Here is a 22,871-nt window from a genome sequence, read left to right on the forward strand (position 1 = left end):
GCTCACCGCACCACGCTCAGCGACAGCGCGAAGCGGCCCGGCGCGTCCGTCCACCAGTGCGTCAGCTCCAGCCCGGCGGCGGCGAGTTCGGCGGTGACTCCCTCCTTGCGGAACTTGGCCGACACCTCGGTGCGCAACTCCTCGCCCGCCGCGAAGTCCACGGCGAGGCTCAGCGCGGGCACCTTCACGGTCTGGGCGGTACGGGAGCGCAGCCGCATCTCGATCCATTCCCGCCCGGCGTCCCACAGGGCCACGTGCTCGAACGCCTCCGGATCGAAGTCGGCGCCCAGTTCGCGGTTGATCACGGTGAGCACGTTGCGGTTGAACGCGGCCGTCACCCCGGCCGCGTCGTCGTACGCCCGGACCAGCACCCCCTCGTCCTTGACCAGGTCCGTGCCGAGCAGCAGCCCGTCGCCCGGGGCGAGCAGCGCGCGGACGGAGGCCAGGAACCGGGCGCGTTCGGCGGGCAGCAGATTGCCGATCGTGCCGCCGAGGAAGGCCACCAGCCGGGGCCCGGGCGTCGTGGGCAGGGTCAGCGGTGCGGTGAAGTCGGCGATCAGCGCGTGCACGCCGAGACCGGGACGCTCCTCGACGAGCGCCCGCCCGGCCTGCGCCAGCGCGCTCTCGCTGACGTCGACCGGGACGTACGCGGCCAGCGCGGGCAGCGCGTCGAGGAGATGACGGGTCTTCTCCGAGGAACCCGAGCCCAGTTCGACCAGGGTGCGGGCACCGCTCGCGGCGGCGATCTCCCCGGACCGGGTGGCGAGGATCTCCCGTTCGGCCCGCGTGGGGTAGTACTCGGGCAGCTCGGTGATCCGCTCGAACAGCTCGCTGCCGCGGGCGTCGTAGAACCACTTGGGCGGCAGCCGCTTGGGGGTGGCGGTGAGGCCGCTCAGGACGTCGGCGCGCAGCGCGGCCTCCGTCGCGTCCTCGGGGAGGGTGCGGGTGATGTGCAACGGGCTCAACGGCAGGGCTCCTTCGAGGGTACGGCCGCCGGATCCTCCAGCGGGGCGAGGCGCACGCCGGCGCGGCTCGCGGTCAGCACGGTGCGGTCGGGGACCTCCCGCCAGAGCGGGTCGTCGTCGTACGGCTCGGAGGCGACGACCGTGCTCCGGCCGGGCTCCGCGCGGTACCACAGCGAGTCGCCCCAGGCGGTGGCGGTGATCGTGTCCCCGTCGCTCAGCAGCAGGTTCAGCCGGGAGGCCGGGGCCGCCCGGGCCAGTTCGCGCACCGGTTCGCCCAGTGCCCGCTGCGGCGGCTGTCCGGCCCGCAGCCGGTGCAGGACCAGCGCCCAGACGAACGCGGAGTCGGTGCGGGCCTGGAGCGACAGCAGCTCGACCGGGGGCAGCGTGGACACCAGGGGTGCCGCCGCGTCCGGCCAGCCCGCGATCAGCCCGTTGTGGCTGAACAGCCAGCGCCCGGCCGCGAACGGCGCCGCCGCGGCCTCGGCGTCCGCCCCCGCCAGCGTCGCGTCCCGCACCGCGGCGAGGACGGCGCCCGAGCGCACCACCCGGGCCAGGTCGGCGAAGGACAGGTCGGCCCAGATCGGCCCGGACCGCCGGTAGCGGGCCGGCGCCGGATCCCCGGGCGCGTACCAGCCGACCCCGAACCCGTCGGCGTTGACCGTCCCGTACCGCTGCCGGCGCGGCGCCCAGGACTGCCGGTACAGGCCGTGCGGGGGCTCCACGAGCAGCCGGCCGAGCGGCTCCTCGGGCCCCAGATAGGCGAGGTGACGGCACATCAGACGGCCTCCGAACGGGCGGTTCGGAACCCGGAGAAGATCTGCCGGCGCACGGGGTAGTCCCAGTTGCGGAACGTGCCCCGGCAGGCCACCGGGTCCACGGCGAACGAGCCGCCGCGCAGCACCTTGTGGGCGGAGCCGAAGAACACCTCGGAGTACTCCTTGTAGGGATACGCCCGGAACCCCGGGTACGGCAGGAAGTCGCTCGCCGTCCACTCCCACACGTCACCGATCAACTGCCGTACGCCCAGCGGCGACTGGCCGGCCGGATAGCTGCCGGCGGGGGCGGGCCGCAGATGCCGCTGCCCGAGGTTGGCGTGCTCGGGCGCGGGGTCGGCGTCGCCCCACGGGTAGCGCCGGGAGCGGCCGGTGACCGGGTCGTGGCGGGCGGCCTTCTCCCACTCCGCCTCGGTGGGCAGCCGGCGTCCGGCCCAGCGGGCGTAGGCGTCCGCCTCGTACCAGCACACGTGCAGCACCGGCTCGTCCGGCGGCACCGGTTCGGTGACCCCGAACCGCCGCCGCAGCCACCGGTCGCCGTCCCGCCGCCAGAACAGCGGGGCGGTGATGCCGTGCCGCCGGATGTGCGCCCAGCCCTCCGGCGTCCACCAGCGCTCGGTGGTGTAGCCGCCGTCCGCGATGAACGCCTGGTAGGCCGCGTTCGTCACCGGGACGGTGTCGATCCAGAACGGCGCCACCTCCCGGGGGTGCGCCGGGCGTTCGTTGTCCAGCGCCCAGGGCTCGTCGGAGGTGCCCATGGTGAACGGGCCGCCGGGGACGAGGACTTCGGCCGGCCCGGTGAACGGTGGTGCCGGATCCGGGTCGGGCGCGGTCAGCGCCTGCGGTCCCGTCCTGAGCTGATGGGTGATCAGCATGGTCTCGTCGTGCTGCTGTTCGTGCTGGGCGACCATGCCGAAGGCGAAGCCGGCCTCGGTCAGCCGGGTACCGTGGAAGTCCGCCGACGCCAGCAGGTCCAGCGCCCGGCCGCGCACCTCGGCCGCGTACCGGCGGGCCTCGGCGGGCGGCAGCAACGGCAGCGAGGGGCGCTCGGCGCGCGGGTGCTCGAAGGCGTCGTACAGGCTGTCTATCTCGGGCCGTATCGCGTCCCGGCCGCCCACCGCGCGCAGCAGCCACAGCTCCTCCTGGTTGCCGATGTGCGCGAGGTCCCACACCAGCGGGGACATCAGCGGGGAGTGCTGGGCGGTGAGGTCGGGTTCGTCGACACAGGTGGTCAGCAGCGTGGTGCGGGCGCGTGCGGTGGTGAGGCAGGCCAGCGCCCGCTCGCGCAGCGCCTCGGTGTCCGTCTCGGTGGTCGTGGTGCCGGTCTCCGGGGCGGTCATGTGCGGATGTCCTTCCTCCCGTGGGCGCGGGCGCCTGTGGGTGGTCCTTCGTCCAGCAGGTCGTCGGCCGGGCAGCGGCCCCGGGCGACATGGCGGTCGCGGAACCCGGCCACCGCGTCGGTGACCCGGGTCGTGGCGCCGAGCCGGGGCAGTGCCTCCAGCGCCGCCGCGAAGCAGCCGTCGGCGGCCTCGCGCAGCTCCGGATCGGCGAGGGCGTGCCGGGCCGCGTCGGCCCACAGCGGATTGTGCGGGGCGGGCCGGTCCAGGGCCCGTTCGGTGAGCGGTTTCACGGCCCGGTAGGCGGTCTCGGCGGCCTGCGGATCGTCGAACAGCGCGGCCGTCACCGCGAGCGGCACCAGCCAGCCGTCCGCGCCGGGCTGCGCGTCGATCATCCGCAGCTCCAGGTGGCCGCGCGGCCGGACCGGCGGGAACAGGGTGCTCAGGTGGTAGTCGAGATCCGCCCGGGTGGGCGGCCGGGGCGACCGGGAACGGGTCCACTCCCGGAAGGTGAGGCCCTCGGGAACCTCCCAGGGACCGTCGTCCCGGCGGACGCACATCACCGGCGCGTCCAGCGCGTGCCGCGCCCAGGCGGCCCGCGGCTCGCCGTCCAGCGGGGGAGCGCCGGCCCGGCCGGGCCCTATCCGCGTCCACATCAGCTGACGGCTGGACCGCCAGCCGGTGCGCCGCAGGCCGACCAGCGGGGAGTTGGCGAACGCGGCCACCAGGACCGCGCCCAACTGGTGCGCCAGCCACCAGCGCCGGGTGTGCCCCAGCGGGCCCGGCTCCTCGTGTCCCGCGTCCACGCACACCTGGACGGAGGCGGAGGAGCACATCATGTGCCGGCCGGCCGGACCGGTGCGGTCCAGGCAGGTCTCCATCGCGTCGTAGCGGGGTGCGCGCAGGAACCTGCGGGGCGGGTGCCGGGGATCGTGGCCGAGACCGGTGAGGCCGAGGCCGTCCTCGGCGAGGGCGGCCCGTACGGCGTCCAGGTCCGCGGACACGGTGTCGACGCACTCCATCAGGGAGGCGGCGGGCGGCGAGCTCAGTTCCAGCTGGCCGCCGGGTTCCACGGTGAGCGCCGAAGCCAGGGGCAGGGTCCGCACCTTGGCGTAGGCCGCTTCGAGTTGTTCGGGTGTGACCGGGAGCTGTGGCAGCTCCAGGGAGTGGACGAGCCACTCCAGCTCGACACCGAGGGCGCGGGGCGGTCCGGTCTTGAAGCAGATGCCCCGGACCAGGGCCTCCGCCTCGGCCTCGGTGACGGCGGTGCGGTACTCCGTACAGTCACCACCGTCGCTCTGTATGTCGGACATGTCGGGATCCTCCTGAGGTTCCAGCATGCCATCGGCCCATGGCGCGGGCCGAGCGGGCACTCATCCCAGCCAAGACCCTTCGGCGGGCACGCACAAGAGTGCGGACCCGGACATTCCGGGCTCGTCCTGAATTCCGTTGCGCCGCATACCAGCATCACCCAGGATGCGTACATGAGCACGACGGGGGAGACCGCGCGGGACGCGGTCGCGGCGCCCACGGGGGTGGCGCTGTGAGCGCGCGCCTGCGCGGGATCGCCGCGGAGACGGAGCGGATCGTGGCCGCGGGCCGGTACCGGGCGCCGGACGGCCGGGACGTGCCGCTCGCGAAGGCGGTCGAGGCCGCGCGGGCGGGCACCAGGATTTTCGGCCCGGAGCCGGTGCCAGGGGCTTCGGTGCCGGGGACTTCGGAGACGGAGCCTTCGGGGGAGGCGCCGGAGGGCGGCACGCGGTTCGAGGTCACCGGCGAGAGCAGCCTGGAGGCGGCCCGCCGGCTGGCCGACGGCCCCGTGGCCGTACTGAACTTCGCCTCGGCCCGCAACCCGGGCGGCGGTTACCTCAACGGCGCGCAGGCGCAGGAGGAGGCCCTGTGCCGTGCCTCCGCGCTGCACACCTGCCTGCTGACGGCCCGTGGCTTCTACGACCACCACCGCGCCGACCGCGACCCGTTCTACACCGACCGGGTGATCCACTCGCCGGGCGTCCCCGTCTTCCGTGACGACCGGGGCGGGCTGCTCACCGAGCCGTACCTCGCGGGCTTCCTGACGGCCGCCGCGCCCAACGCGGGCGTGATCCGGCGTACGGCGCCGGAGCGGGCCGCCGAAGTGCCGGGCGCGCTGGCGGTACGGGCGGAACGCGTGCTGGAGACGGCCGCGGCCCACGGCTACCGGCGGCTGGTGCTCGGCGCGTGGGGCTGCGGTGTCTTCCAGAACGACCCGGCGCGGGTCGCCGGCGCCTTCCGGGCGGCCCTGGGCCCCGGCGGCCGGTTCGCGCGCACGTTCGACCACGTGGTGTTCGGCGTGCTGGACCGGACCCCGGGGGCGGTGGTGCGGGAGGCGTTCGTACGGGCGTTTCCCGAGGCGCGGTAGGTGTTTGTACGGGGGTTTCCGGGCCGGTCCTGCCGTCAGGTCCAGCCGTAGCGCTCGTGCAGTCGCTGCCGGACCAGGTCGAAGCGCATCCGGTCCAGCGCGCAGGCCTCCCGGCGCATGCCCCGCTCGTGCAGCCGTAGCACCCGGTCGACGTCCACCCAGGAGTCGCGGCCGGAGCGGTCCCACGGGCCGCCGCCGATCGCCACCCACTCCCGGTCCCCGTCATGCCGCTTGCTGGACAGCCGCAACGCGAGGAACGTGCCCGCCGCCTCCCGGGCCACGACCAGCACCGGGCGGTCCTTGCCCCGGCCGTCGCCCTCCTCGTACGGCACCCAGGTCCACACGATCTCCCCGGGGTCGGGGTCGCCGTCGTGGGCCGGGGAGTACTCGGTGCGAACCCGGCCGACCTCGCGCGGGTCGGCCTCGGTGGTGGCGTACGGGCCATGACGGCCGGGGGCGCTCTCGTCGGTGAACGTGTTCACCCGGGCACCCTAGCCGTCCGTGTGACCGGCCCCGCCACCCCGGGTGTCACACCGTCGCCGCATCGGGGCGCGAGCCGATCCGCATGCCGGGGCGCCGGTTGTGCACGGTCAGGTACGTCAGCCCGGCCGGGCCGGCGGTGATGCTGCGCGCGGCGCCGTGCGGCAGCCAGACCAGGGCGCCCTCGGTGAGCGGCTGCCCAGGGTCCGGCGAGCCGTCGCCGAGCAGACCGTCCCCGGCGACGACCATGACCAGCACGTCCAGCTGCGTCTCGGTGTGGGCCGGTACCCGGCCGCCCGGGGCCAGCCGGACCACGTTCGCGTCGAGTTGGCGCCCGCTCTCGGCCAGCTTCCACAGCACGCCGGCGGGCACCGGCGGCGCCTCGGCCAGCGCACGGGTCTCGCACAGGACGCGCGGCCGGTCCGCCGGGCGGGCGGCCGGTCCGGTGTCGGTCGCGGACGGCGATGTCATCTGGTGTTCCCCTCGGCTCTCGCGTTCCCCCGCTCGCACATCCCGGCCACTCTACAATTAATCCATATAGGATTCGTGAAAACCGGTCGTGGTGGAGAGGGGTATGCGGACGTGAGCACGCGGGAGAGCCCGCGCCGCCGAGCGCTGCTGGACGTGCTGCGCGCGGCGCCCGAGCCGCTCGGGGTCGCGCAGACCGCAGAGCGGATGGGACTCCACCCCAACACCGTGCGGTTCCACCTGGACGCCCTGGTGGCCGACGGGCTCGTGGAGCGCCGGACCGAGGAGCCCTGCGGGCCCGGCCGGCCCCGTACCGTCTACACCGCGCGCCCCGGCATGGACCGTGGCGGCCCGCGTGACTACCACCTGCTGGCCCGCATGCTGCTCAGCAGGTGGACCGCCGCCGACCCGGCCGAGGCGCGCGCTCAGGCCCGGGAGACGGGCCGGACCTGGGGCCGCTATCTGGCGGACCCGCCCGCGCCGGACGAGACACCGACGCCCGAGCGGTCGACGGCCCGGCTGCTCGCCCTGCTGGACGGCCTGGGCTTCGCACCGCGTGCCGAAGGCGCCGGCGAGGTAGGCCGGCCCCCGGAACGGATCCGGCTGCGGCACTGTCCCTTCCTCGAACTCGCCGAGGAACAGGGCGGGTTGGTGTGCTCGCTCCACCTGGGCCTGATCCAGGGGGCGTTGGCCCGGCTGGAGGCGCCGCTGACGGCCACCGCGCTGGAGCCGTTCGCCGAACCGGACTCCTGCGTCGCCCACTTGACCGGCACGCCGACGTCCTGACCCACCTCTATCCACGCGCGAACCCGTCCGCCCGGCGACCTCCTCCGCGCACAACCCGCCGCCCCGCCGGAGAAAGGCCCCTACCCCCCATGAACACCACCTCCGCCGCCACCGCCGGCGCGGTCACCTTCGTCTGGCTCGGGATGGTGCTGGCGATCTCCTTCCTGGAGGCTCCGCTGAAGTTCCGCGCCCCGGGTGTGACGATCCCCGTCGGGCTGGGCATCGGCCGGCTGGTGTTCCGGGCGCTGAACGCGGTGGAGACCGTCCTGGCGGCGGTCGTGATCGTCACGGTCGCGGTCGGCGGCGCCCCGGCCGGGATCATCGCACTGACCGCGGCGGTGACGGCGCTCCTCGCCGTCCAGCTCGCCGCCGTCCGCCCCGTCCTCAACCGCAGGTCGGACCGCGTACTCGCGGGCGAGGACCTGCCCCGCTCGCGCAGCCACCTGTGGTATGTGGCACTGGAGATCCTGAAGACCGCCGCCCTGATCACCCTGGGCATCGCTCTGTCGGCGTCCTGACCGGCCCACCCGCGATCCGTACGCGAGGCGCCCCGCGACGGACCACCCGGCGAGCATCCTTCCCAAGCCCGCCGACAGCCGGACTCGACGAGCCGTCAGGGTGTCGGCCCGGTCAGGTAGTCGCCGTGCTCCAAGTCGTCGAGACGACCCCTCACTGAGTCTGGACGCCCATCTCGCACGAGCCTTCGACGATCTTCATGCGCTCTCCGGCACCGTCCCGCCGGCGCAGGCGCGGTCCGACAGCCGATAAGCCCGCCCACGTCCATCGGTCATGACGAACGGACCGGGGTACGGCCCCTGGGCCCGAGGGGCCGGCTCACGCCACGACCAGCACCAGGGGCACCCCCCGGCACGGGACCAGGCGCAGTCCGTCGTGGGTGCCGGGGCGGGCCGTGTCGAGCAGTTCGGCGAAGTCCGGGCCTCTGGTGAGGGAACCGGCCAGGTGGGCGGTGTCGGTGGAGGCGGCGACCCGGCCGTGGGCGTTCACCAGGCGGGCCGGGCGGGGCAGGCCGCGCAGCAGCGGGAGCACGGCCGCCTCGAAGTGCCGCAGATACACGTCGGCCGCCGCCACCCCGGCGAACCGCCCCTGGACGGACACCGGTTCGGACACGGTGAGGCTGTACTCGGCGGAGCAGAGGTAGTCCACGTACGGCCCGGCCACGGCCCGGCGCCCGGTGTCGCGGGGCAGCGCGAACCAGTCCCAGTGCGTGTAGTCGGAGTAGGCCGACCGGCCGGGGTCGAGATCGAGCAGGAGCGGCCGTACGACACCGTCCGCGCCGGACTGCCACCACTCCAGCCAGGCCGGCGCGTCGGCCAGCAGCCCGGGGGCCGCGACGAAACCGGCGCCGGAGACGATCGCGTCCCGGGCCAGCCGCGGATGCAGCCCGGGACGCAGGGCGGCGAGGTCGCGGCTGACCGGCCGGCGGCCCTCGGCGGCCACCCGGTGCAGCAGCGCCGTGGTGTCGGCGCGGGTGGCGGCGACCGTCTCGAAGGCGGCCTCCAGCGCACCGCCCACCCGTGCGGCGACCCGTCTCTCCGGTTCCGTGGCGACGACGGCGAACCGGGACCTGACGCCCATGGTGTCCTCCAGCCGACGGGGCCGTCACACGGCGCGGTCAGAGGGTGAGGCGTACGGCGACCAGCCGCGCCGTGGACTCCCTGACGCACCGTTCGGCCAGCGCGCCGGCCGTTTCGTCGGCCCCATCCTGCACCGCGGCGACGACCCGGCGGTGCCGGTCCGCAACTTCTTCACGATATGCGTCCTCGGCGAGGACCAGACAGGGCAGCGCGCCCACCTCGCTCTGCAGGGCGACCTGTTCGCGGGTGAGCCGGGCGGACTGCGCGGCGGCGGCGAGCTCGACGTGGAAGCGGCCGTACAGCCGGCCGCGCGCCGCCGCGTCCGCGGCCCGCGCCAGCTCCCGCGCCGTACGGCGCAGCGGCTCCAGGTCGGCGGGTTCGGTGCGCTCCGCGGCGAGCCGGGCGGCGGCGCCGGACAGGGCGGCCCAGTGGTCCCCGAGATCGCGCAGTTCCTCGGTGCTCCAGCCGCGCAGCCGGTCCTTGAGCCGCTCGCCGGCGGGCACTTCGGGCAGCGCGACGAAACTGCCGCCGCCGCGGCCCCGCCGGGTGGTGACCAGCCCCCGCTGCCGCAGGGCCATGAGCGCCTCGCGCAGGGTGACCGTGGAGACACCGAGCTGCCCGGCCAGTTCGCTCTCGCCGGGAAGCTGCTCGCCGTCGGCGAGGAGACCCAGCTCTATGGCGTCGCCGATGCGGCGGACGACCGCGTCGACGCGGGCCCGGGTGTCCACCGGGCTGAAGACGGCCCGGCGGGCGCCGCGGTCTGCGTCGGGCCGGCTCACGGTCACCACCTCGCTCGTTGACTGAAGATTTACCCTAACGCCCTCTTGAGCCGTGACCTATGAGTTCATAGGTTTGCGGTCAACGTCGAGGGCGCCAGAAAGGTTCCCGTATGGAGGGAATTGCGATCCGGCTTCAGGGTCTGTGGAAGTCGTTCGGCCAGACGCCGGCCGTGGGCGGCGTCGATCTGGAGATACGGGACGGCGAGTTCTTCTCACTGCTCGGCCCGTCCGGCTCCGGGAAGACGACCCTGCTGAGGCTGATCGCCGGGTTCGAGACGCCCGACCAGGGCCGGATCGAACTCGCGGGACAGGAGGTCACCGGCCTGGCCCCGTACGAGCGGGACGTGCACACCGTCTTCCAGGACTACGCGCTCTTCCCGCACATGACGGTCGAGCAGAACGTCGCCTACGGGCTGCGGGTGCGCAAGGTGCCGAAAGCCGAACGCCTGGCCCGCGCCCGCCAGGCGCTCGCCGAGGTCCGCCTCGAAGGCTACGGGCGGCGACGGCCCGACCGGCTCTCCGGCGGCCAGCGGCAGCGCGTCGCGCTGGCCCGCGCGCTCGTCGGCCGTCCCCGCGTGCTGCTGCTGGACGAGCCGCTCGGCGCCCTCGATCTGAAGCTGCGCCAGCAGATGCAGGTCGAACTCAAGGCGCTCCAGCGGGAGGTGGGCATCACCTTCGTCCTCGTCACCCACGACCAGGAGGAGGCCCTGACGATGAGCGACCGGATCGCCGTCGTCGACCGGGGCCGGATCGCCCAGACCGGCACGCCCGCGGAGATCTACGAACGTCCGGCGACCGCGTTCGTCGCCTCCTTCGTCGGCGTCTCCAACCTCCTCGACGGCGAGACGGCCCACCGGATCGCCGGCTCCCCGGGCACCTACAGCATCCGCCCGGAGAAGATCCGCGTCCTGACGGAGTCCGCCGGACCGGAGGAGCCGGAACACGCCACCGCCACCGGCACCGTCGCCGAGGTCGTCTACCTCGGCGACGCCACCCGCTTCGTGGTCGACCTCGACGGCGGCGGCCGGCTCACCGCGCTCCAGCAGAACCTGGAGACCTCCTCGGCGGAGGTCGCCGCCTACCGCGGCACCCGGGTCCGCCTCCGCTGGCACCGCCGGCACGCCGTCCGGCTCCCTTCCTGATCCCCCACTCCTTTCCTGATCCCCCCACTCCTGGAGAACGCCGTGCGTCTCATCCGTACCCCGCGCGCCGCGGCCCTCTGCGCCGCCGCGCTGCTGCTCACCGCCGCCTGCGGCTCCTCCGGATCCGGCGGCTCGTCCGCCACCGGCCTCCACCCGCCCGCCCTGAAGGCCCCGGCGAAGCTCGGCCGCACCGAGGGGCAGGTCAACCTCGTCGCGTGGGCCGGCTATGTGGAGGACGGCTCCAACGACCCGCACGCCGACTGGGTCAGCGGCTTCGAGAAGCGGACGGGATGCCAGGTCCGGTCGAAGGTCGCCGCCAGCTCGGACGAGATGGTCAAGCTGATGAAGACCGGCGCGTACGACGCCGTCTCCGCCTCCGGTGACGCCTCCCTGCGCCTGATCGCCTCCGGAGACGCGGCCCCCGTCAACACCGGCCTGGTCCCGAACTACAAGGACGTCTTCGACGGGCTGAAGAACGGCCCCTGGAACTCCGTGGACGGCCGGATGTACGGGATCCCGCACGGCCGGGGCGCCAACCTGCTGATGTACAACACCGCGAAGGTGACACCGGCGCCCACCTCCTGGTCGGCCGTCTTCGACGACGCCGCCCGGTACAAGGGGCACGTCACCGCCTACGACTCACCGATCTACATCGCCGACGCGGCCCTGTATCTCAAGGCCCACCGCCCGGAGTTGGGGATCAAGAACCCGTACGCGCTCGACCGGAAGCAGTTCGACGCGGCCGTGGCGCTGCTGAAGCGGCAGAACGGCTACGTCGGCGAGTACTGGAGCGACTACCTGAAGGAGGTCTCCTCCTTCAAGAGCGGTGACTCGGTGGTCGGCACCACCTGGCAGGTGATCGCCAACCTCGCCGCCTCCGAGGGCGCGAAGGTCAAGGCGCTCGTACCGAAGGAGGGTTCGACCGGCTGGTCGGACACCTGGATGGTCTCCAGCAAGGCCGAGCACCCCAACTGCGCCTACAAATGGCTGGACTGGATCGTCTCGCCCAAGGTCAACGCCCAGGTCGCCGAGTACTTCGGCGAGGCACCGGCCAACTCCCGGGCCTGCGCCGAGACCGCCGACAAGAACTTCTGCACCACCTACCACGCCGCCGACGAGGGCTACTGGAAGAAGATCGCCTTCTGGAACACGCCCATCGAACAGTGCCTGGACGGCCGCCGGGACGTGACCTGCGTACCGTACGCCGAGTGGGTCCGCGCCTGGACCGGGATCAAGGGCTGAGCCGTGCGGACCGAAGCCGGGCGCGACCCCGGGCGGCGGCTCGCCGCGATCCTGCGCCGCCGGCCCCGGCTGCGGCCGGTCCTCCTGCTCACCGCCCCGCTGCTCTGGCTCACCGTCCTCTACCTCGGCTCGCTGGCGGTCCTGTTCGTCTCCGCCTTCTGGACGACCGACTCCTTCACCTCCCAGGTGGTGAAGGTCTGGACGACGGACAACTTCCACGCGCTGCTGACCACCCCCGTCTACCGCCAAGTCGTCCTGCGCAGCGTCGCGGTGGCCCTCGCGGTGACCGTGCTGTGCGTGCTGCTCGCCTTCCCGGTCGCCTTCTACACCGCCCGGGTGGCCCCGCCGCGCCGGCGTCCGCTGCTGGTGGCGGCGATCCTCACGCCGCTGTGGGCGAGTTACCTCGTCAAGGTGTACGCCTGGCGGCTGATCCTGTCCGAGGGCGGGCTCGCCGACTGGATGCTCGCCCCGTTCGGACTGCGCGGCCCCGGCTACGGGCTGCCCGCCACGGTGCTCACCCTGACGTACCTGTGGCTGCCGTACATGATCCTGCCGCTGCACACCGCGCTCGAACAGCTCCCGGCCGGGCTGCTCGACGCGTCCGCCGACCTCGGGGCGCGGCCCGCCCGCACCTTCCGCTCGGTCGTGCTGCCCCTGGTGCTGCCGTCCGCCGCCGCCGGTTCGGTGTTCACGTTCTCGCTCAGTCTCGGCGACTACATCACCGTGCAGATCGTGGGCGGCAAGACCCAGCTCATCGGCAACCTCGTGTACTCCCACATCGATCTCGACCTGCCCATGGCCGCCGCGCTCGGCACCGTGCCCGTCGCCGTGATCGTCCTGTACCTGCTGGCGATCCGCCGTACCGGCGCCCTCGACAACCTGTAGGAAGGAGCGCCATGCGTCTTGGCCGCACCGCGCGGATCGCCCTGCGGACCGCCGCCGGGCTCGGCTTCGCGGTGATCTACCTGCCACTGGTGCTGGTCCTGCTCAACTCCCTGAACCCCGACCGCAGCGCGGGCTGGCCGCCGCCGGGACTGACCGGGCGCTGGTGGTCGGTGGCGGCGCACAACCCCGGTGTCCGGCAGGCGCTGTGGGTGTCGGTGAAGGCGGGGCTCGGGGCCACCGCCATCGCGCTGGTGCTCGGCACGCTCCTGGCGTTCGCCGTGGCCCGGTACCGCTTCTTCGGCCGGGACACGGTGTCCTTCCTGGTGGTGCTGCCGATCGCGCTGCCCGGCATCGTCACGGGCATCGCGCTGAACTCGGCCTTCGGCACGGTGCTGGAGCCGCTCGGGGTGGGCCTCGGGCTGTTCACCGTGATCGTCGGACACGCCACGTTCTGTGTCGTCGTGGTCTTCAACAACGTGGTGGCCCGGCTGCGCCGTACGGCCGGTTCGTACGAGGAGGCGGCCCAGGACCTCGGCGCGAGCGGCTGGAGGGCCTTCGTGGACGTGACGTTCCCGCTCGTGCGCTCCGCGCTGCTGGCGGGCGCCCTGCTCGCCTTCGCGCTGTCCTTCGACGAGATCGTGGTCACCACGTTCACCGCGGGTCCCGGCGTCCAGACCCTCCCCTTGTGGATCTTCGACAACATGGCCCGGCCACGGCAGGCCCCCGTGGTGAACGTCGTGGCCGCGGTGCTCGTCCTGCTGTCGGTGATCCCGGTCTACCTCGCCCAGCGGCTGTCCGCGGACACGGCGACGTCGAGCCGCGTCTAGCCGGCCGGACAGGGCGGGGGCCGAAGCCGCGACGGCTTCGGCCCCCGGTGTGCGGACGGCTCAGGCGGCCGAGCCCACGTTGCCGTGCAGGCGGGCCACGACCTCGGTCAGCTGGGCGGCGACCTCGGCGTCGTCGGACGGGTGGGTCTCGGCGAAGCGGGTGACGGAACCCGGGATGGACAGCTTGATGTCCTCGATCACCTTGCCGCCGGCGATGCCCACGGCCTTGCGGGTGTCGTCCTGGGCCCACACGCCGCCGTACTGGCCGAAGGCGGTGCCGACCACGGCGACGGGCTTGCCGCCGAAGGCGCCGGCGCCGTAGGGGCGGGACAGCCAGTCGATGGCGTTCTTCAGCACGGCCGGGATGGTGCCGTTGTACTCGGGGGAGAACAGCAGGAAGGCGTCGGCGGCCTGGGCGGCCTCGCGCAGCTTGACGGCGGCGGCCGGCACGCTGCCCTCCACGTCGATGTCCTCGTTGTAGAACGGGACCTCGGCCAGGCCCTCGAAGAGCTCGACCTCGGCGCCCTCCGGCGCGAGCTTCACGGCCGCCTCGGCGAGCTGACGGTTGTGCGAACCGGCGCGAAGGCTGCCGACGAGCGCGAGGATGCGAACAGACATGGGAACTCCAAAGGGCTGAAACATCGCGGTGACGATCCGGACCGAAGTCCGTTTAAGTATGTACCACCTCAAGCGGACCGCGGTCCAGTTTTGTTCCCGATGCTTTACGCTGTCGACATGTCCAGCGCTCTGCCGCCCTTCCCCAAGCCTGAAGAGCCCTTTGCGACCCCCTCCCTGCTGGAAGTCGGCATGGCTCCCGGAGAGCCGGGCCTGCGCGCCGACGCGGCCCGCAACCGCGCCCGGCTCCTGGAGGCCGCCGCCCGGCTGATCGCGGAGCACGGGGTGGCCGGGGTCACCATGGAGGCGGTCGCCGCGGCGGCCGACGTGGGCAAGGGCACCGTCTTCCGCCGCTTCGGCGACCGCACCGGGCTGCTGATGGCCCTCCTCGACCACTCCGCCCGCCGCCTCCAGGCCGACTTCCTGGGCGGACCCCCGCCGCTGGGCCCCGGCGCGCCGCCCCTGGAGCGGCTGCGGGCGTTCGGCGTGGCGGTGCTGTACCGCACGGCCGAACAGCTGGATCTGCAACTGGCCGCCCAGCCCGACCCGACCCGCCGGTTCATCCATCCGGCGGCCGGGGCACTGCGCGCGCACCTCACGATGCTGCTCCGGCAGACCGTGCCCGACGGCGACTGCGACCTGCTCGCCCACACCCTGCTCGCCTCCCTGGACCCCGCGCTGATCCATCACCTCACCCGGCAGTGCGAGATGCCCATGGAGCGCCTGGAGGCCGCCTGGCTCGACCTGGTCGCCCGGGTGACCCGCACGGACCCGCCGGGCTGATCTCGTACGGGGCCGTCACGCGGAGGCGTCGGTCAGTCCCCCTGACGGGTGAACATCTCCACCAGCCCGCGCGGGGCGTCGGCGGCGAACAGCAGTTCCTGACCGCGCGCGGACTCCACCGCCGACGCCTCGGCGCGCGGGAACATCCGGGCCTCGTACGCGGCCAGCGCGGCCTCCGTGTCCCCGGGATGCGCGGCCAGCGCCAGGCCCAGTTCGGCCCCGTCGAGCAGGGCCAGGTTCGCGCCCTCGCCCGCGAACGGGGACATCAGGTGGGCGGCGTCCCCGAGCAGGGTCACCCCGGGCACCCGGCCCCAGCGGTGCCCCACCGGCAGCGCGTGGATCCGGCGGGGTACGAGCGCCCCGTCCGCGTCGGCGACCAGCGCCCGCAGCCGCTCGTCCCAGCCGTCGAACTCCTTGAGCACGGCCGCCTTGGCCGCCTCGGTGTCGGTGAAGTCGATGCCGTCCAGCCAGTCCTCCGGCGCGACCACGGCGGTGTACACGTGCAGGCTGCCGTCGGGTTCGCGGTGCGCGAGGAACCCACGGCCGGGGCCGAGCGCGAAGAGCATGCCGTCGCCGACCACCTCCGCGCTCACCGGATGGCGCCGGTCCGCCTCCCGCAGGTCCGCCTCCACGAACGACACGCCCGTGTACGCGGGCGTGGCGGTGGAGACCAGGGACCGGACCCGCGACCAGGCGCCGTCCGCGCCGACCAGCACGTCGGTGGTGAACTCGGAGCCGTCCGCGAGCGTCACCCGGTGCCGTCCGCCGTCCAGCGGGCGGGCGCCGACGACCTTGGCGCCCCACCGGACGGTGCCCGCGGGCAGCGAACCGAGCAGCAGCTCGCGCAGGTCGCCCCGGTCTATCTCCGGGCGCCCGCCCGTGCCGTCGTCCGGCCGGGCGAGCCGGACGACGCCGTCCTGCCCGAGGACCCTGAGGGCCTGGCCGCCGGCGTGGACACGGGCCAGGAACTCCTCGTGCAGGCCCGCGGCCCGCAGCGCCTCCTGCCCGGACTCGTCGTGGATGTCGAGCATGCCGCCCTGGGCCCGGGCGTCCGGTGACGCGTCCAGGTCGAACAGCGCGGCTTCGATGCCGCGCACGTGCAGCACCCGGGCGAGGGCGAGCCCGCCGAGGCCCGCGCCGACGACGGCGACGGGGTGGTGGGGGAGGGGCGCGGTGGTCATGGGGCCTCCTGGCCTTCGGTCGGCACGGCGGTCCGCTCGATGCCGGTGATCAGGGTCTGGAAGGCCCACGACAAGCGGGCCTCGGGCGTGCCGGACAGCAGCGCCCCGGGGTCGGCGGCGATGTGCGGATGGGTGGTGGCGGGTGCCTCGCGCAGGGCCCGGGCCGTCGCCTCCCAGGCTGCCGGGGACTCCTCCCCGGCGTGCTCGGCGGCGGTCGCGGTGGCGTGCTGGAGCAGCAGATCCACACCCCAGGCCGCCTGGTCGCCGGGCACCCCGCCCTCGCGCAGCAGACCGAGCAGGGTCTCGATCAGGCGCAGATAGTGCGGGCCGCTCGGCCGGGCGGTCAGCGCCGACCGGGCCAGGGACGGGTGTTCCAGGAGCATCGCGGTGTAGCGGGTGAGCACCCGCTCCAGCCGCTCCCGCCAGCTGCCCTCGGCCGGCGCCTGGCCGACCGTGCCGAGCAGCTCGTCCAGGACGGCGGCGTGCAGCTCGTCGGTGTTGCGGACGTACACGTACAGCGAGGCGGGGCCGGTGTCGAGCTCCTGCGCGAGCCGGCGCATCGTCACCTTGCGCAGCCCCTCGGCGCGCAGGATCGCGACGGCGGCGGCCACGATGCCCTCCCGGGTCAGGGCGGGCTTGGCGGGACGCTCCCGGCGGGAGCGGGGGGCAGCGGTCATGGCATGACTGTAACGAACGTGTTCGCCGCGAACAAGTTCGTTACGAACATGTTCGCCGCAGGGTATGCGAGGCCGCCGCGCCGAACTCGCCCCCGGCCGAGAGCGAGGGACGCACCTCGTGCCGAGGGCCCTCCGTGGTGCGGCGCGAGTCCGGCCGACCCGTGCCGCACCGGGGACCTACTGCCGGGCCTGCCCCTGCTGGGCGGCGATGCTCTTGCGGACCTCGTCCATGTCCAGCGCGCGGGCCTGCTTGATCAGGTCCTCGAGGGCGGGCGCGGGCAGGGCGCCCGGCTGGGCGTAGACCGCGACCTGGTCACGGACGATCATCAGCGTGGGGATCGACTGGATCTCGAAGGCCGCGGCCAGCTCCGGCTGCGCCTCGGTGTCCACCTTGCCGAACACCAGGTCCGGGTTGTCCTCGGCCGCCTTCTCGTAGACGGGCGCGAACGACCGGCACGGCCCGCACCAGGACGCCCAGAAGTCGATCAGAACGAACTCGTTCCCGGAGACCGTCTCGTCGAAGTTCTCCTTGGTCAGTTCCACGGTGCTGGTCATGGCGTGATTCCCTCTTCCTGGTGTGGGGTGTGCCGACGGCGCCAACACGGCCGCCGGGCCGCCTATTCCAGCCGCGCACGCCGGTGTTCCGCGCGCGTACCCCTGTGGCCACGGCGCACACCACCCACCAGACTGACCCCATGACGGAAACGGAATCGAACACGTACGACGTGGTGGTGATCGGGGCGGGCCCGGTGGGCGAGAACGTCGCCGACCGGACCCGGGCGGCCGGACTGACCACCGCGGTAGTGGAGAGCGAACTGCTCGGCGGCGAGTGCTCGTACTGGGCCTGCATGCCCAGCAAGGCCCTGCTCAGGCCGGTCATCGCCCAGGCCGACGCCCGCCGGCTGCCCGGCCTCGCCCAGGCCGCGCGCGGCCCGCTCGACACCCAGGCCGTGCTGGCCCGCCGCGACGAGTACACCTCCCACTGGCAGGACGACGGGCAGGCCGACTGGCTCGCGGGCACCGGCGCCGACCTGTACCGCGGCCACGGCCGGCTCTCCGGTCCGCGCACGGTCACCGTCACCGCCCCCGACGGCACCGTGACCACGCTCACCGCCCGGCACGCCGTCGCCGTCGCCACCGGAACCCGCGCCCAACTGCCCGACCTGCCCGGACTCGCCGAGGTCGGGCCCTGGACCAGCCGCGAGGCCACCAGCGCCAAGGCGGCGCCCGGGCGGCTCATCGTCGTCGGCGGCGGGGTCGTCGCCACCGAGATGGCCACCGCCTGGCAGGCCCTCGGCTCCCGGGTCACCCTGCTGGTCCGCGGCAAGGGCCTGCTGGGCCGGATGGAGCCGTTCGCCGGGGAACTGGTCGCCGAGGCCCTCACCGAGGCGGGCGCCGACATCCGCACCGGCACCTCCGTGGAATCCGTCCGCCGCGAGAACGGCACGGTCGTGGCGGTCACCTCCACAGGCGACCGGATCGAGGCCGACGAGATCCTCTTCGCCACCGGACGCGCCCCGCGCACCGACGACCTCGGCCTGGAGACCGTCGGCCTGGAGCCCGGCTCCTGGCTCGACACCGACGACAGCCTCCGCGTCACCGGCACCGACTGGCTCTACGCGGTCGGCGACGTCAACCACCGCGCCCTCCTCACCCACCAGGGCAAGTACCAGGCCCGCATCGCCGGCGCCGCGATCGCCGCCCGCGCCGCCGGCGACACCCTCCTGGAGGAGCCCTGGGGCGCGCATGCCGCGACGGCCGACCACCACGCCGTGCCCCAGGTCGTCTTCACCGACCCCGAGGCCGCCGCCGTCGGCCTCTCCCTCGCCGAAGCCGAGCAGGCCGGGCACCGGGTGCGCGCCGTGGACGTCGAGTTCTCCTCCGTGGCGGGCGCCGGCCTGTACGGCGACGGCTACCGGGGCCGCGCCCGCATGGTCGTCGACCTGGAGGACGAGATCCTGCGCGGAGTCACCTTCGTCGGCCCCGGCGTCGGCGAACTGATCCACTCGGCCACCATCGCGATCACCGGCCGCGTCCCGGTCACCCGCCTGTGGCACGCCGTCCCGTCCTACCCGACCCTGAGCGAGGTCTGGCTGCGGCTGCTGGAGGCGTACCGGGACAACTGACCGCCGCGGCTACGGCAGCCGGAAGCCCAGCGCCTGTGCCGCCGGCTGCGGGGTCGGATGGGACCACAGGGACGCCACCGCCTCGTTCGTCGACAGCGAGCGGGGCTCCGCGCGGTCCAGGTACAGGGTGCCGTCGAGGTGGTCCGTCTCGTGCTGGACGATCCGGGCCGGCCAGCCGGTGAACACCTCGTCCAGCGGGCGGCCGTGCTCGTCCTCGCCGCGCAGCCGCACCTCGGCGTGCCGGGCCACCACCGCCTGCCAGCCCGGCACGCTCAGACAGCCCTCGAAGAACGCGGCCCGGGCGGTGCCCACCGGCTCGTACACCGGGTTGACCAGCACCCGGAACGGCTGCGGGACCCGGCCCCGGGCCGCCGCCACCTCCGGGGGCACCGGCGCCGGGTCCTCGACGACCGCGATCCGCAGCGGGATGCCGACCTGCGGGGCGGCCAGGCCCACGCCGGGCGCCGCGTGCATGGTGGCGCGCAGTGCCTCGACGAACCGGGCCAGCAGTGCGGGGCCGAGCTGACCGTCGTACGGCTCGGTGCCGCGCCGCAGCACCGGCTGGCCGGCCGCGACGATGGGCAAGGGACCGCCGGCGGCGAGGAGTTCCTCGACCCGCTCGGCGAGCGGTGTGTCATCACGGGGTGCCATCGCGTCAGCATGCCACGCCCGCCCCCGCCCCCGGCGGCACCCCCGGCACGTCGGCGCGCACCGGGCGCGGACCGCGCGGCCAGGGCACTGTCAGTGGCGTGAAGTAGCGTGGGGCGGGTCGGTGAGAGAGCGGTGGAAGACGGGGGAGGGGACCGGAGATGACAGCGGAGACGACAGGGCAGGACGGCCGGGCCCGGCGGCGCGGCCAGGGCGAACTGGAAGGCCTGGTGCTCGGCGCGCTGCGCGAGGCGGACGGGCCGGTCAGCGCGGCCTGGGTGCAGCAGCGTCTCGGCGGCGACCTCGCCTACACCACCGTCGTCACCATCCTGACCCGGCTGCTCGCCAAGGACGTCGTCTCCCGCGAACGGCACGGCCGGTCCTTCCTGTGGACGCCGACGGCCGACGTGGCCCGGCTCGCCGCCCTGCGCATGCGCCGCCTGCTGGACGGCGAGCGGGACCGCGAGGCGGTCCTGGCCAGCTTCGTCACCGCCCTGCCGCCCGGCGACGAACAGGTGCTGCGCGCCCTGCTCGACATCCCGGCCCCGGACGCCGGCCGCCCGGAGGACTGAGCGCCGATGGGGGTCTTCGTCTTCCTGCCGCTGGTGCTGCCGCTGTCCGCGTGGCCGGTCGCCCGGCTCGCCGAGAACCGGCTGCACCCGCGCACCGCCACCCGGCTGCTGACCGCGGTCGCCGTGGTCATGGCCGTGTGCAGCACGCTGTGCCTGGCCCTGCTCATGGTCGTCGGCACCGCGCAACTGCCCGGCAATCCGCTGCCCGACGGCTGGTCCGACCCCGAGGTGCGGGCCGCCGTCCCGCACGACGAGGTGGCCGGCCGGGCCGCGATACCGGCGCTCGCCGCGGTCACCGCCGCCTGCGCCCGCACCCTGTGGCGGCACCGCCGGGTCACCCGCCGCGCCCGCCGGGCCCTGGCCGGAGTGCCGGGCCCCACGGTGGCCGTCCTGCCCGACAGCACGCCGTACGCGTACGCGCTGCCCGGCGGCCGGGGCCGGATCGTGGCCAGCACGGCCCTGCTGGCCGGACTCGCCCCGGCCGAGCGGCGCGCCCTGTTCGCGCACGAACGCGCCCACCTGACCGCCCGTCACCACCGTCATCTGCTCGCCGCGCACCTGGCCGCCCGCGCCAACCCGTTCCTGCGCCCGCTGCGCACCGCCGTCGTCTACACGGCCGAGCGGTGGGCGGACGAGGAGGCGGCCCGCGCGGTGGGCGACCGGCGCACGGTCGCCCGCGCCATCGGCAAGGCGGCCCTGCTGTCCCCGCGCACCCCGGCGCCGACCCTGGCCGCGCTCGCCGCGACCGGGCCCGTGCCGCGCCGGGTGGCCGCGTTGCTGGCGCCCGCCCCGGCGGCCCGTACCTGGCCGTCGGCGTTCACCGCGGTCGGCCTGGCCGCCTGGGGCGCCGCCGCCGGAGCGCTGGCCTCCGCGATGTCGTCGGCGAACTCGGCCGTCACCCTGGTCCTGATCCTGCGCGCGGCCACCCCTTTGTGAGGCCGGAGGAGCCCAGGGCGTTCACGGTACGGGCACCGAGCCCGCAAACCGGGCGGAGAAGGAACCATCCGCAGGACACCGAGCGCGCTCGGGCGCAGGAGTCGTTCCCGGTCGGCGGCACGGTGGACCTGCTCGCGCGCCGGGGCCTGTGGCGCACCCGGCGGCCGGGCAGGAGCCGCCGGGCGGTCATCCGGACGGTCGCGCCCGCGGCCTGAGGGGGACGGGCCGTGCGGACGGGTGGCGCCCGGGGCGCCAGGTGGCCACCAGCGCCGCCGCCACCAGCAGTTCGGCGATGTCACCGCCGTAGTACATGATCTCCGCGCCGCCCCGGACCTCGGACGCGGGCGCGTGGACGGCCACCCCGAAGCCGCCGTACATCAGTTGCGCGGCGACCGCGTGCACGGCGATCGCGCAGCCCAGCCAGACCAGCCGGGCGGGCACGCCGGGCCGGGCCGGGGCGGGGTCGGGACCGGCGACGGCGTGCGCGAACAGGCACCCCGACAGCAGGAAGTGCGCGTGCACCAGCCAGTGCCCGGCCGGGTGGGCCATGGCGGTGTCGTACAGCGGGGTGAAATACAGCACCGGGAGGCCGCCCGCCGACAGCAGTACGGCCACCGGCGGACGGGTCAGCAGGCGTGCCGGGGCGCTGTGCAGCACCGCGGTCAGCCGGCGCGCGCGGGGCGCGCAGACGGCGCGCAGCACCAGGGTGACCGGGGCGCCGAGCACCAGGCCGAGCGGGGCGTACATCCCGATGAGGAGGTGCTGGACCATGTGACCGCGGAAGTCCCGGTGCGCGAAGGGCGCGACCGGCGGCAGCAGCGCCACCGCCAGGAGCACCACCCCGGCGCAGAACGCGGCGGTGCGCCAAGGGCTCCAGGCCCGCACCGGATTCCGCCGGCGCGCCCGGAGCACCAGCAGCAGGTAGCCGCCCGCGCACACCAGCAGCGCCAGGACCGGCAGGACCACGCCCGGCGCACCGCCCGCCGGGTGGGAGGTGTGGTGGTGGACCATCAGGCGAGGCGTCCCGCACGGACGCCGCCGGGGGCCGCCGGGTCGAAGGACCGGCCGCCCCGCCCGAGCAGCAGACCGCCGGCCACCAGCAGCGCCCCGAGGACCAGGAAGGCCACGTCCCACCACACCTGGTACGACCCGCCGCGCACATGGTGGATGCCCAGGATCTGGTGGTCCAGCAGACCCTCCACCAGGTTGAACAGGCCCCAGCCGGCCAGAATCCAGCCCCACAGCACCCGCGAGGTCCACACCCGCCGCCGGTGGGTGGTCACCCGGGCGTACAGCACGGCGAGCCCGGACAGGACGGCCAGCCAGCACACGGTGTGGAAGACGCCGTCCCACACGGTGTTCATCTCCAGCCCGGAGACGCTCTTCGGGTCGTAGTACTTCACCCCGATGCGGTCGTGGTCGGTGCTGGTCAGCATGTGGTGCCACTGAAGGAGCTGGTGCAGCAGGATCCCGTCGACGAATCCGCCGAGCCCCACGCCCAGCAGGATGCCGGGCAGGCGCAGACTGGCGGGCGCGGTGTCGCTCCTGGTCTCGCGTACGGTCGTTGCCATCGCTCCTCGTCTCGGTCGATTCGGGTGGATCGGTTCCGGCTGAGGTGCCCTTACGACAGCTATCAGTTCCCGGGCGCCACCGCTG

General features: G+C 74.4%; 26 protein-coding genes. 11 read left to right on the top strand and 15 right to left on the bottom strand.

The annotated features are described in order from the left end of the window. Positions 1-2: 2 nt before the first annotated feature. From egtD to egtA, 4 genes are read right to left on the bottom strand one after another with little or no spacing between them, the layout of a single operon-like run. Positions 3-965 (bottom strand): L-histidine N(alpha)-methyltransferase, encoded by a 963-nt coding sequence (egtD, locus tag IH25_RS0111705; protein WP_030607161.1) that lies wholly within the window; start codon positions 963-965, stop codon positions 3-5. After that, positions 962-1,741 carry an ergothioneine biosynthesis protein EgtC gene (gene egtC, locus IH25_RS0111710; protein ID WP_030607163.1) on the bottom strand — a complete coding sequence of 260 codons (780 nt, stop codon included), beginning with the start codon at positions 1,739-1,741 and terminating at the stop codon, positions 962-964. The genes egtD and egtC overlap by 4 nt, the downstream gene beginning before the upstream one ends. After that, positions 1,741-3,078, bottom strand: coding sequence for an ergothioneine biosynthesis protein EgtB (egtB, locus tag IH25_RS0111715; RefSeq protein WP_030607165.1), 1,338 nt, complete (start codon positions 3,076-3,078; stop codon positions 1,741-1,743). The genes egtC and egtB overlap by 1 nt, the downstream gene beginning before the upstream one ends. Continuing rightward, complete coding sequence (gene egtA, locus IH25_RS0111720; protein WP_030607168.1) at positions 3,075-4,388, bottom strand: ergothioneine biosynthesis glutamate--cysteine ligase EgtA; 1,314 nt, start codon at positions 4,386-4,388, stop codon at positions 3,075-3,077. The genes egtB and egtA overlap by 4 nt, the downstream gene beginning before the upstream one ends. A 230-nt stretch (positions 4,389-4,618) precedes the next feature. On the opposite strand from egtA, the gene IH25_RS0111725 reads away from it, so the two are divergent. Further along, entirely contained in the window at positions 4,619-5,473 is an 855-nt protein-coding gene (locus IH25_RS0111725) for a TIGR02452 family protein (RefSeq protein WP_030607170.1), read from the top strand. A gap of 35 nt (positions 5,474-5,508) precedes the next feature. On the opposite strand, the gene IH25_RS0111730 is transcribed toward IH25_RS0111725, so the two are convergent. Together IH25_RS0111730 and IH25_RS0111735 are read right to left on the bottom strand one after the other, a co-directional pair. Then, the gene (locus IH25_RS0111730; protein WP_030607172.1) at positions 5,509-5,955 is read right to left on the bottom strand and encodes a type II toxin-antitoxin system PemK/MazF family toxin; all 447 of its coding nucleotides are present in this window, start codon (positions 5,953-5,955) and stop codon (positions 5,509-5,511) included. Between the two features lie 46 nt (positions 5,956-6,001). Then, positions 6,002-6,424 (bottom strand): cupin domain-containing protein, encoded by a 423-nt coding sequence (locus tag IH25_RS0111735; protein WP_030607174.1) that lies wholly within the window; start codon positions 6,422-6,424, stop codon positions 6,002-6,004. Between the two features lie 111 nt (positions 6,425-6,535). Between IH25_RS0111735 and IH25_RS0111740 the strand changes: the two genes are divergently transcribed. Together IH25_RS0111740 and IH25_RS0111745 are read left to right on the top strand one after the other, a co-directional pair. Continuing rightward, positions 6,536-7,207, top strand: a complete 672-nt coding sequence (locus IH25_RS0111740) for a helix-turn-helix transcriptional regulator (protein WP_030607177.1) — start codon at positions 6,536-6,538, stop codon at positions 7,205-7,207. Positions 7,208-7,296: 89 nt separating this feature from the next. Then, complete coding sequence (locus tag IH25_RS0111745) at positions 7,297-7,725, top strand: hypothetical protein (protein ID WP_030607180.1); 429 nt, start codon at positions 7,297-7,299, stop codon at positions 7,723-7,725. Positions 7,726-8,041: 316 nt separating this feature from the next. Here the strand turns inward: IH25_RS0111745 and IH25_RS0111750 are convergent, their stop codons facing one another. Both IH25_RS0111750 and IH25_RS0111755 read right to left on the bottom strand, forming a co-directional pair. Further along, positions 8,042-8,803, bottom strand: a complete 762-nt coding sequence (locus IH25_RS0111750) for a PDC sensor domain-containing protein (RefSeq protein ID WP_030607184.1) — start codon at positions 8,801-8,803, stop codon at positions 8,042-8,044. Positions 8,804-8,840: 37 nt separating this feature from the next. Beyond that, complete coding sequence (locus tag IH25_RS0111755; RefSeq protein WP_030607187.1) at positions 8,841-9,581, bottom strand: FadR/GntR family transcriptional regulator; 741 nt, start codon at positions 9,579-9,581, stop codon at positions 8,841-8,843. A 110-nt stretch (positions 9,582-9,691) separates the two neighbouring features. Here IH25_RS0111755 and IH25_RS0111760 point away from each other — a divergent pair, with 110 nt between their 5' ends. From IH25_RS0111760 to IH25_RS0111775, 4 genes are read left to right on the top strand one after another with little or no spacing between them, the layout of a single operon-like run. Further along, positions 9,692-10,723, top strand: a complete 1,032-nt coding sequence (locus IH25_RS0111760) for an ABC transporter ATP-binding protein (protein WP_030607190.1) — start codon at positions 9,692-9,694, stop codon at positions 10,721-10,723. Between the two features lie 42 nt (positions 10,724-10,765). Beyond that, positions 10,766-11,965 (top strand): ABC transporter substrate-binding protein, encoded by a 1,200-nt coding sequence (locus tag IH25_RS0111765; protein WP_030607193.1) that lies wholly within the window; start codon positions 10,766-10,768, stop codon positions 11,963-11,965. A 3-nt stretch (positions 11,966-11,968) separates the two neighbouring features. Continuing rightward, positions 11,969-12,850: an ABC transporter permease gene (locus tag IH25_RS0111770; RefSeq protein ID WP_030607196.1), complete on the top strand. Its 882-nt coding sequence runs from the start codon at positions 11,969-11,971 to the stop codon at positions 12,848-12,850. Between the two features lie 11 nt (positions 12,851-12,861). Continuing rightward, positions 12,862-13,677 carry an ABC transporter permease gene (locus tag IH25_RS0111775; RefSeq protein ID WP_030607199.1) on the top strand — a complete coding sequence of 272 codons (816 nt, stop codon included), beginning with the start codon at positions 12,862-12,864 and terminating at the stop codon, positions 13,675-13,677. Between the two features lie 60 nt (positions 13,678-13,737). On the opposite strand, the gene IH25_RS0111780 is transcribed toward IH25_RS0111775, so the two are convergent. Next, positions 13,738-14,295, bottom strand: coding sequence for an NAD(P)H-dependent oxidoreductase (locus IH25_RS0111780; protein WP_030607201.1), 558 nt, complete (start codon positions 14,293-14,295; stop codon positions 13,738-13,740). A 99-nt stretch (positions 14,296-14,394) separates the two neighbouring features. Here IH25_RS0111780 and IH25_RS0111785 point away from each other — a divergent pair, with 99 nt between their 5' ends. After that, entirely contained in the window at positions 14,395-15,075 is a 681-nt protein-coding gene (locus tag IH25_RS0111785; RefSeq protein WP_030607204.1) for a TetR/AcrR family transcriptional regulator, read from the top strand. A 32-nt stretch (positions 15,076-15,107) separates the two neighbouring features. On the opposite strand, the gene IH25_RS0111790 is transcribed toward IH25_RS0111785, so the two are convergent. The 3 genes from IH25_RS0111790 to trxA form a co-directional block, all read right to left on the bottom strand. Beyond that, entirely contained in the window at positions 15,108-16,256 is a 1,149-nt protein-coding gene (locus IH25_RS0111790; RefSeq protein ID WP_030607207.1) for an FAD-dependent oxidoreductase, read from the bottom strand. Beyond that, positions 16,253-16,933, bottom strand: coding sequence for a TetR/AcrR family transcriptional regulator (locus IH25_RS0111795; RefSeq protein WP_030607210.1), 681 nt, complete (start codon positions 16,931-16,933; stop codon positions 16,253-16,255). Before IH25_RS0111795 ends, IH25_RS0111790 begins: the two co-directional genes overlap by 4 nt. Before the next feature lie 177 nt (positions 16,934-17,110). Continuing rightward, positions 17,111-17,488 (bottom strand): thioredoxin, encoded by a 378-nt coding sequence (gene trxA, locus IH25_RS0111800; RefSeq protein ID WP_030607213.1) that lies wholly within the window; start codon positions 17,486-17,488, stop codon positions 17,111-17,113. A 140-nt stretch (positions 17,489-17,628) separates the two neighbouring features. Between trxA and IH25_RS0111805 the strand changes: the two genes are divergently transcribed. After that, positions 17,629-19,059 carry a dihydrolipoyl dehydrogenase family protein gene (locus IH25_RS0111805; RefSeq protein ID WP_030607216.1) on the top strand — a complete coding sequence of 477 codons (1,431 nt, stop codon included), beginning with the start codon at positions 17,629-17,631 and terminating at the stop codon, positions 19,057-19,059. A gap of 9 nt (positions 19,060-19,068) precedes the next feature. On the opposite strand, the gene IH25_RS0111810 is transcribed toward IH25_RS0111805, so the two are convergent. Further along, a complete protein-coding gene (locus IH25_RS0111810) occupies positions 19,069-19,710 on the bottom strand; it encodes a peptide deformylase (RefSeq protein WP_030607219.1) in 642 nt (213 codons plus the stop codon). Between the two features lie 158 nt (positions 19,711-19,868). Here IH25_RS0111810 and IH25_RS0111815 point away from each other — a divergent pair, with 158 nt between their 5' ends. Beyond that, positions 19,869-20,279, top strand: a complete 411-nt coding sequence (locus IH25_RS0111815; RefSeq protein WP_030607222.1) for a BlaI/MecI/CopY family transcriptional regulator — start codon at positions 19,869-19,871, stop codon at positions 20,277-20,279. Positions 20,280-20,285: 6 nt separating this feature from the next. Next, positions 20,286-21,215 (top strand): M56 family metallopeptidase, encoded by a 930-nt coding sequence (locus tag IH25_RS0111820; RefSeq protein ID WP_030607225.1) that lies wholly within the window; start codon positions 20,286-20,288, stop codon positions 21,213-21,215. A 186-nt stretch (positions 21,216-21,401) separates the two neighbouring features. On the opposite strand, the gene IH25_RS0111825 is transcribed toward IH25_RS0111820, so the two are convergent. Beyond that, complete coding sequence (locus IH25_RS0111825; protein ID WP_037654793.1) at positions 21,402-22,226, bottom strand: cytochrome c oxidase assembly protein; 825 nt, start codon at positions 22,224-22,226, stop codon at positions 21,402-21,404. Further along, positions 22,226-22,786, bottom strand: coding sequence for a DUF2243 domain-containing protein (locus IH25_RS0111830; protein ID WP_030607231.1), 561 nt, complete (start codon positions 22,784-22,786; stop codon positions 22,226-22,228). Before IH25_RS0111830 ends, IH25_RS0111825 begins: the two co-directional genes overlap by 1 nt. Positions 22,787-22,871 lie beyond the last annotated feature (85 nt).

The organism is Streptomyces achromogenes subsp. achromogenes (assembly GCF_000720835.1).
GTDB lineage: Bacteria > Actinomycetota > Actinomycetes > Streptomycetales > Streptomycetaceae > Streptomyces > Streptomyces achromogenes.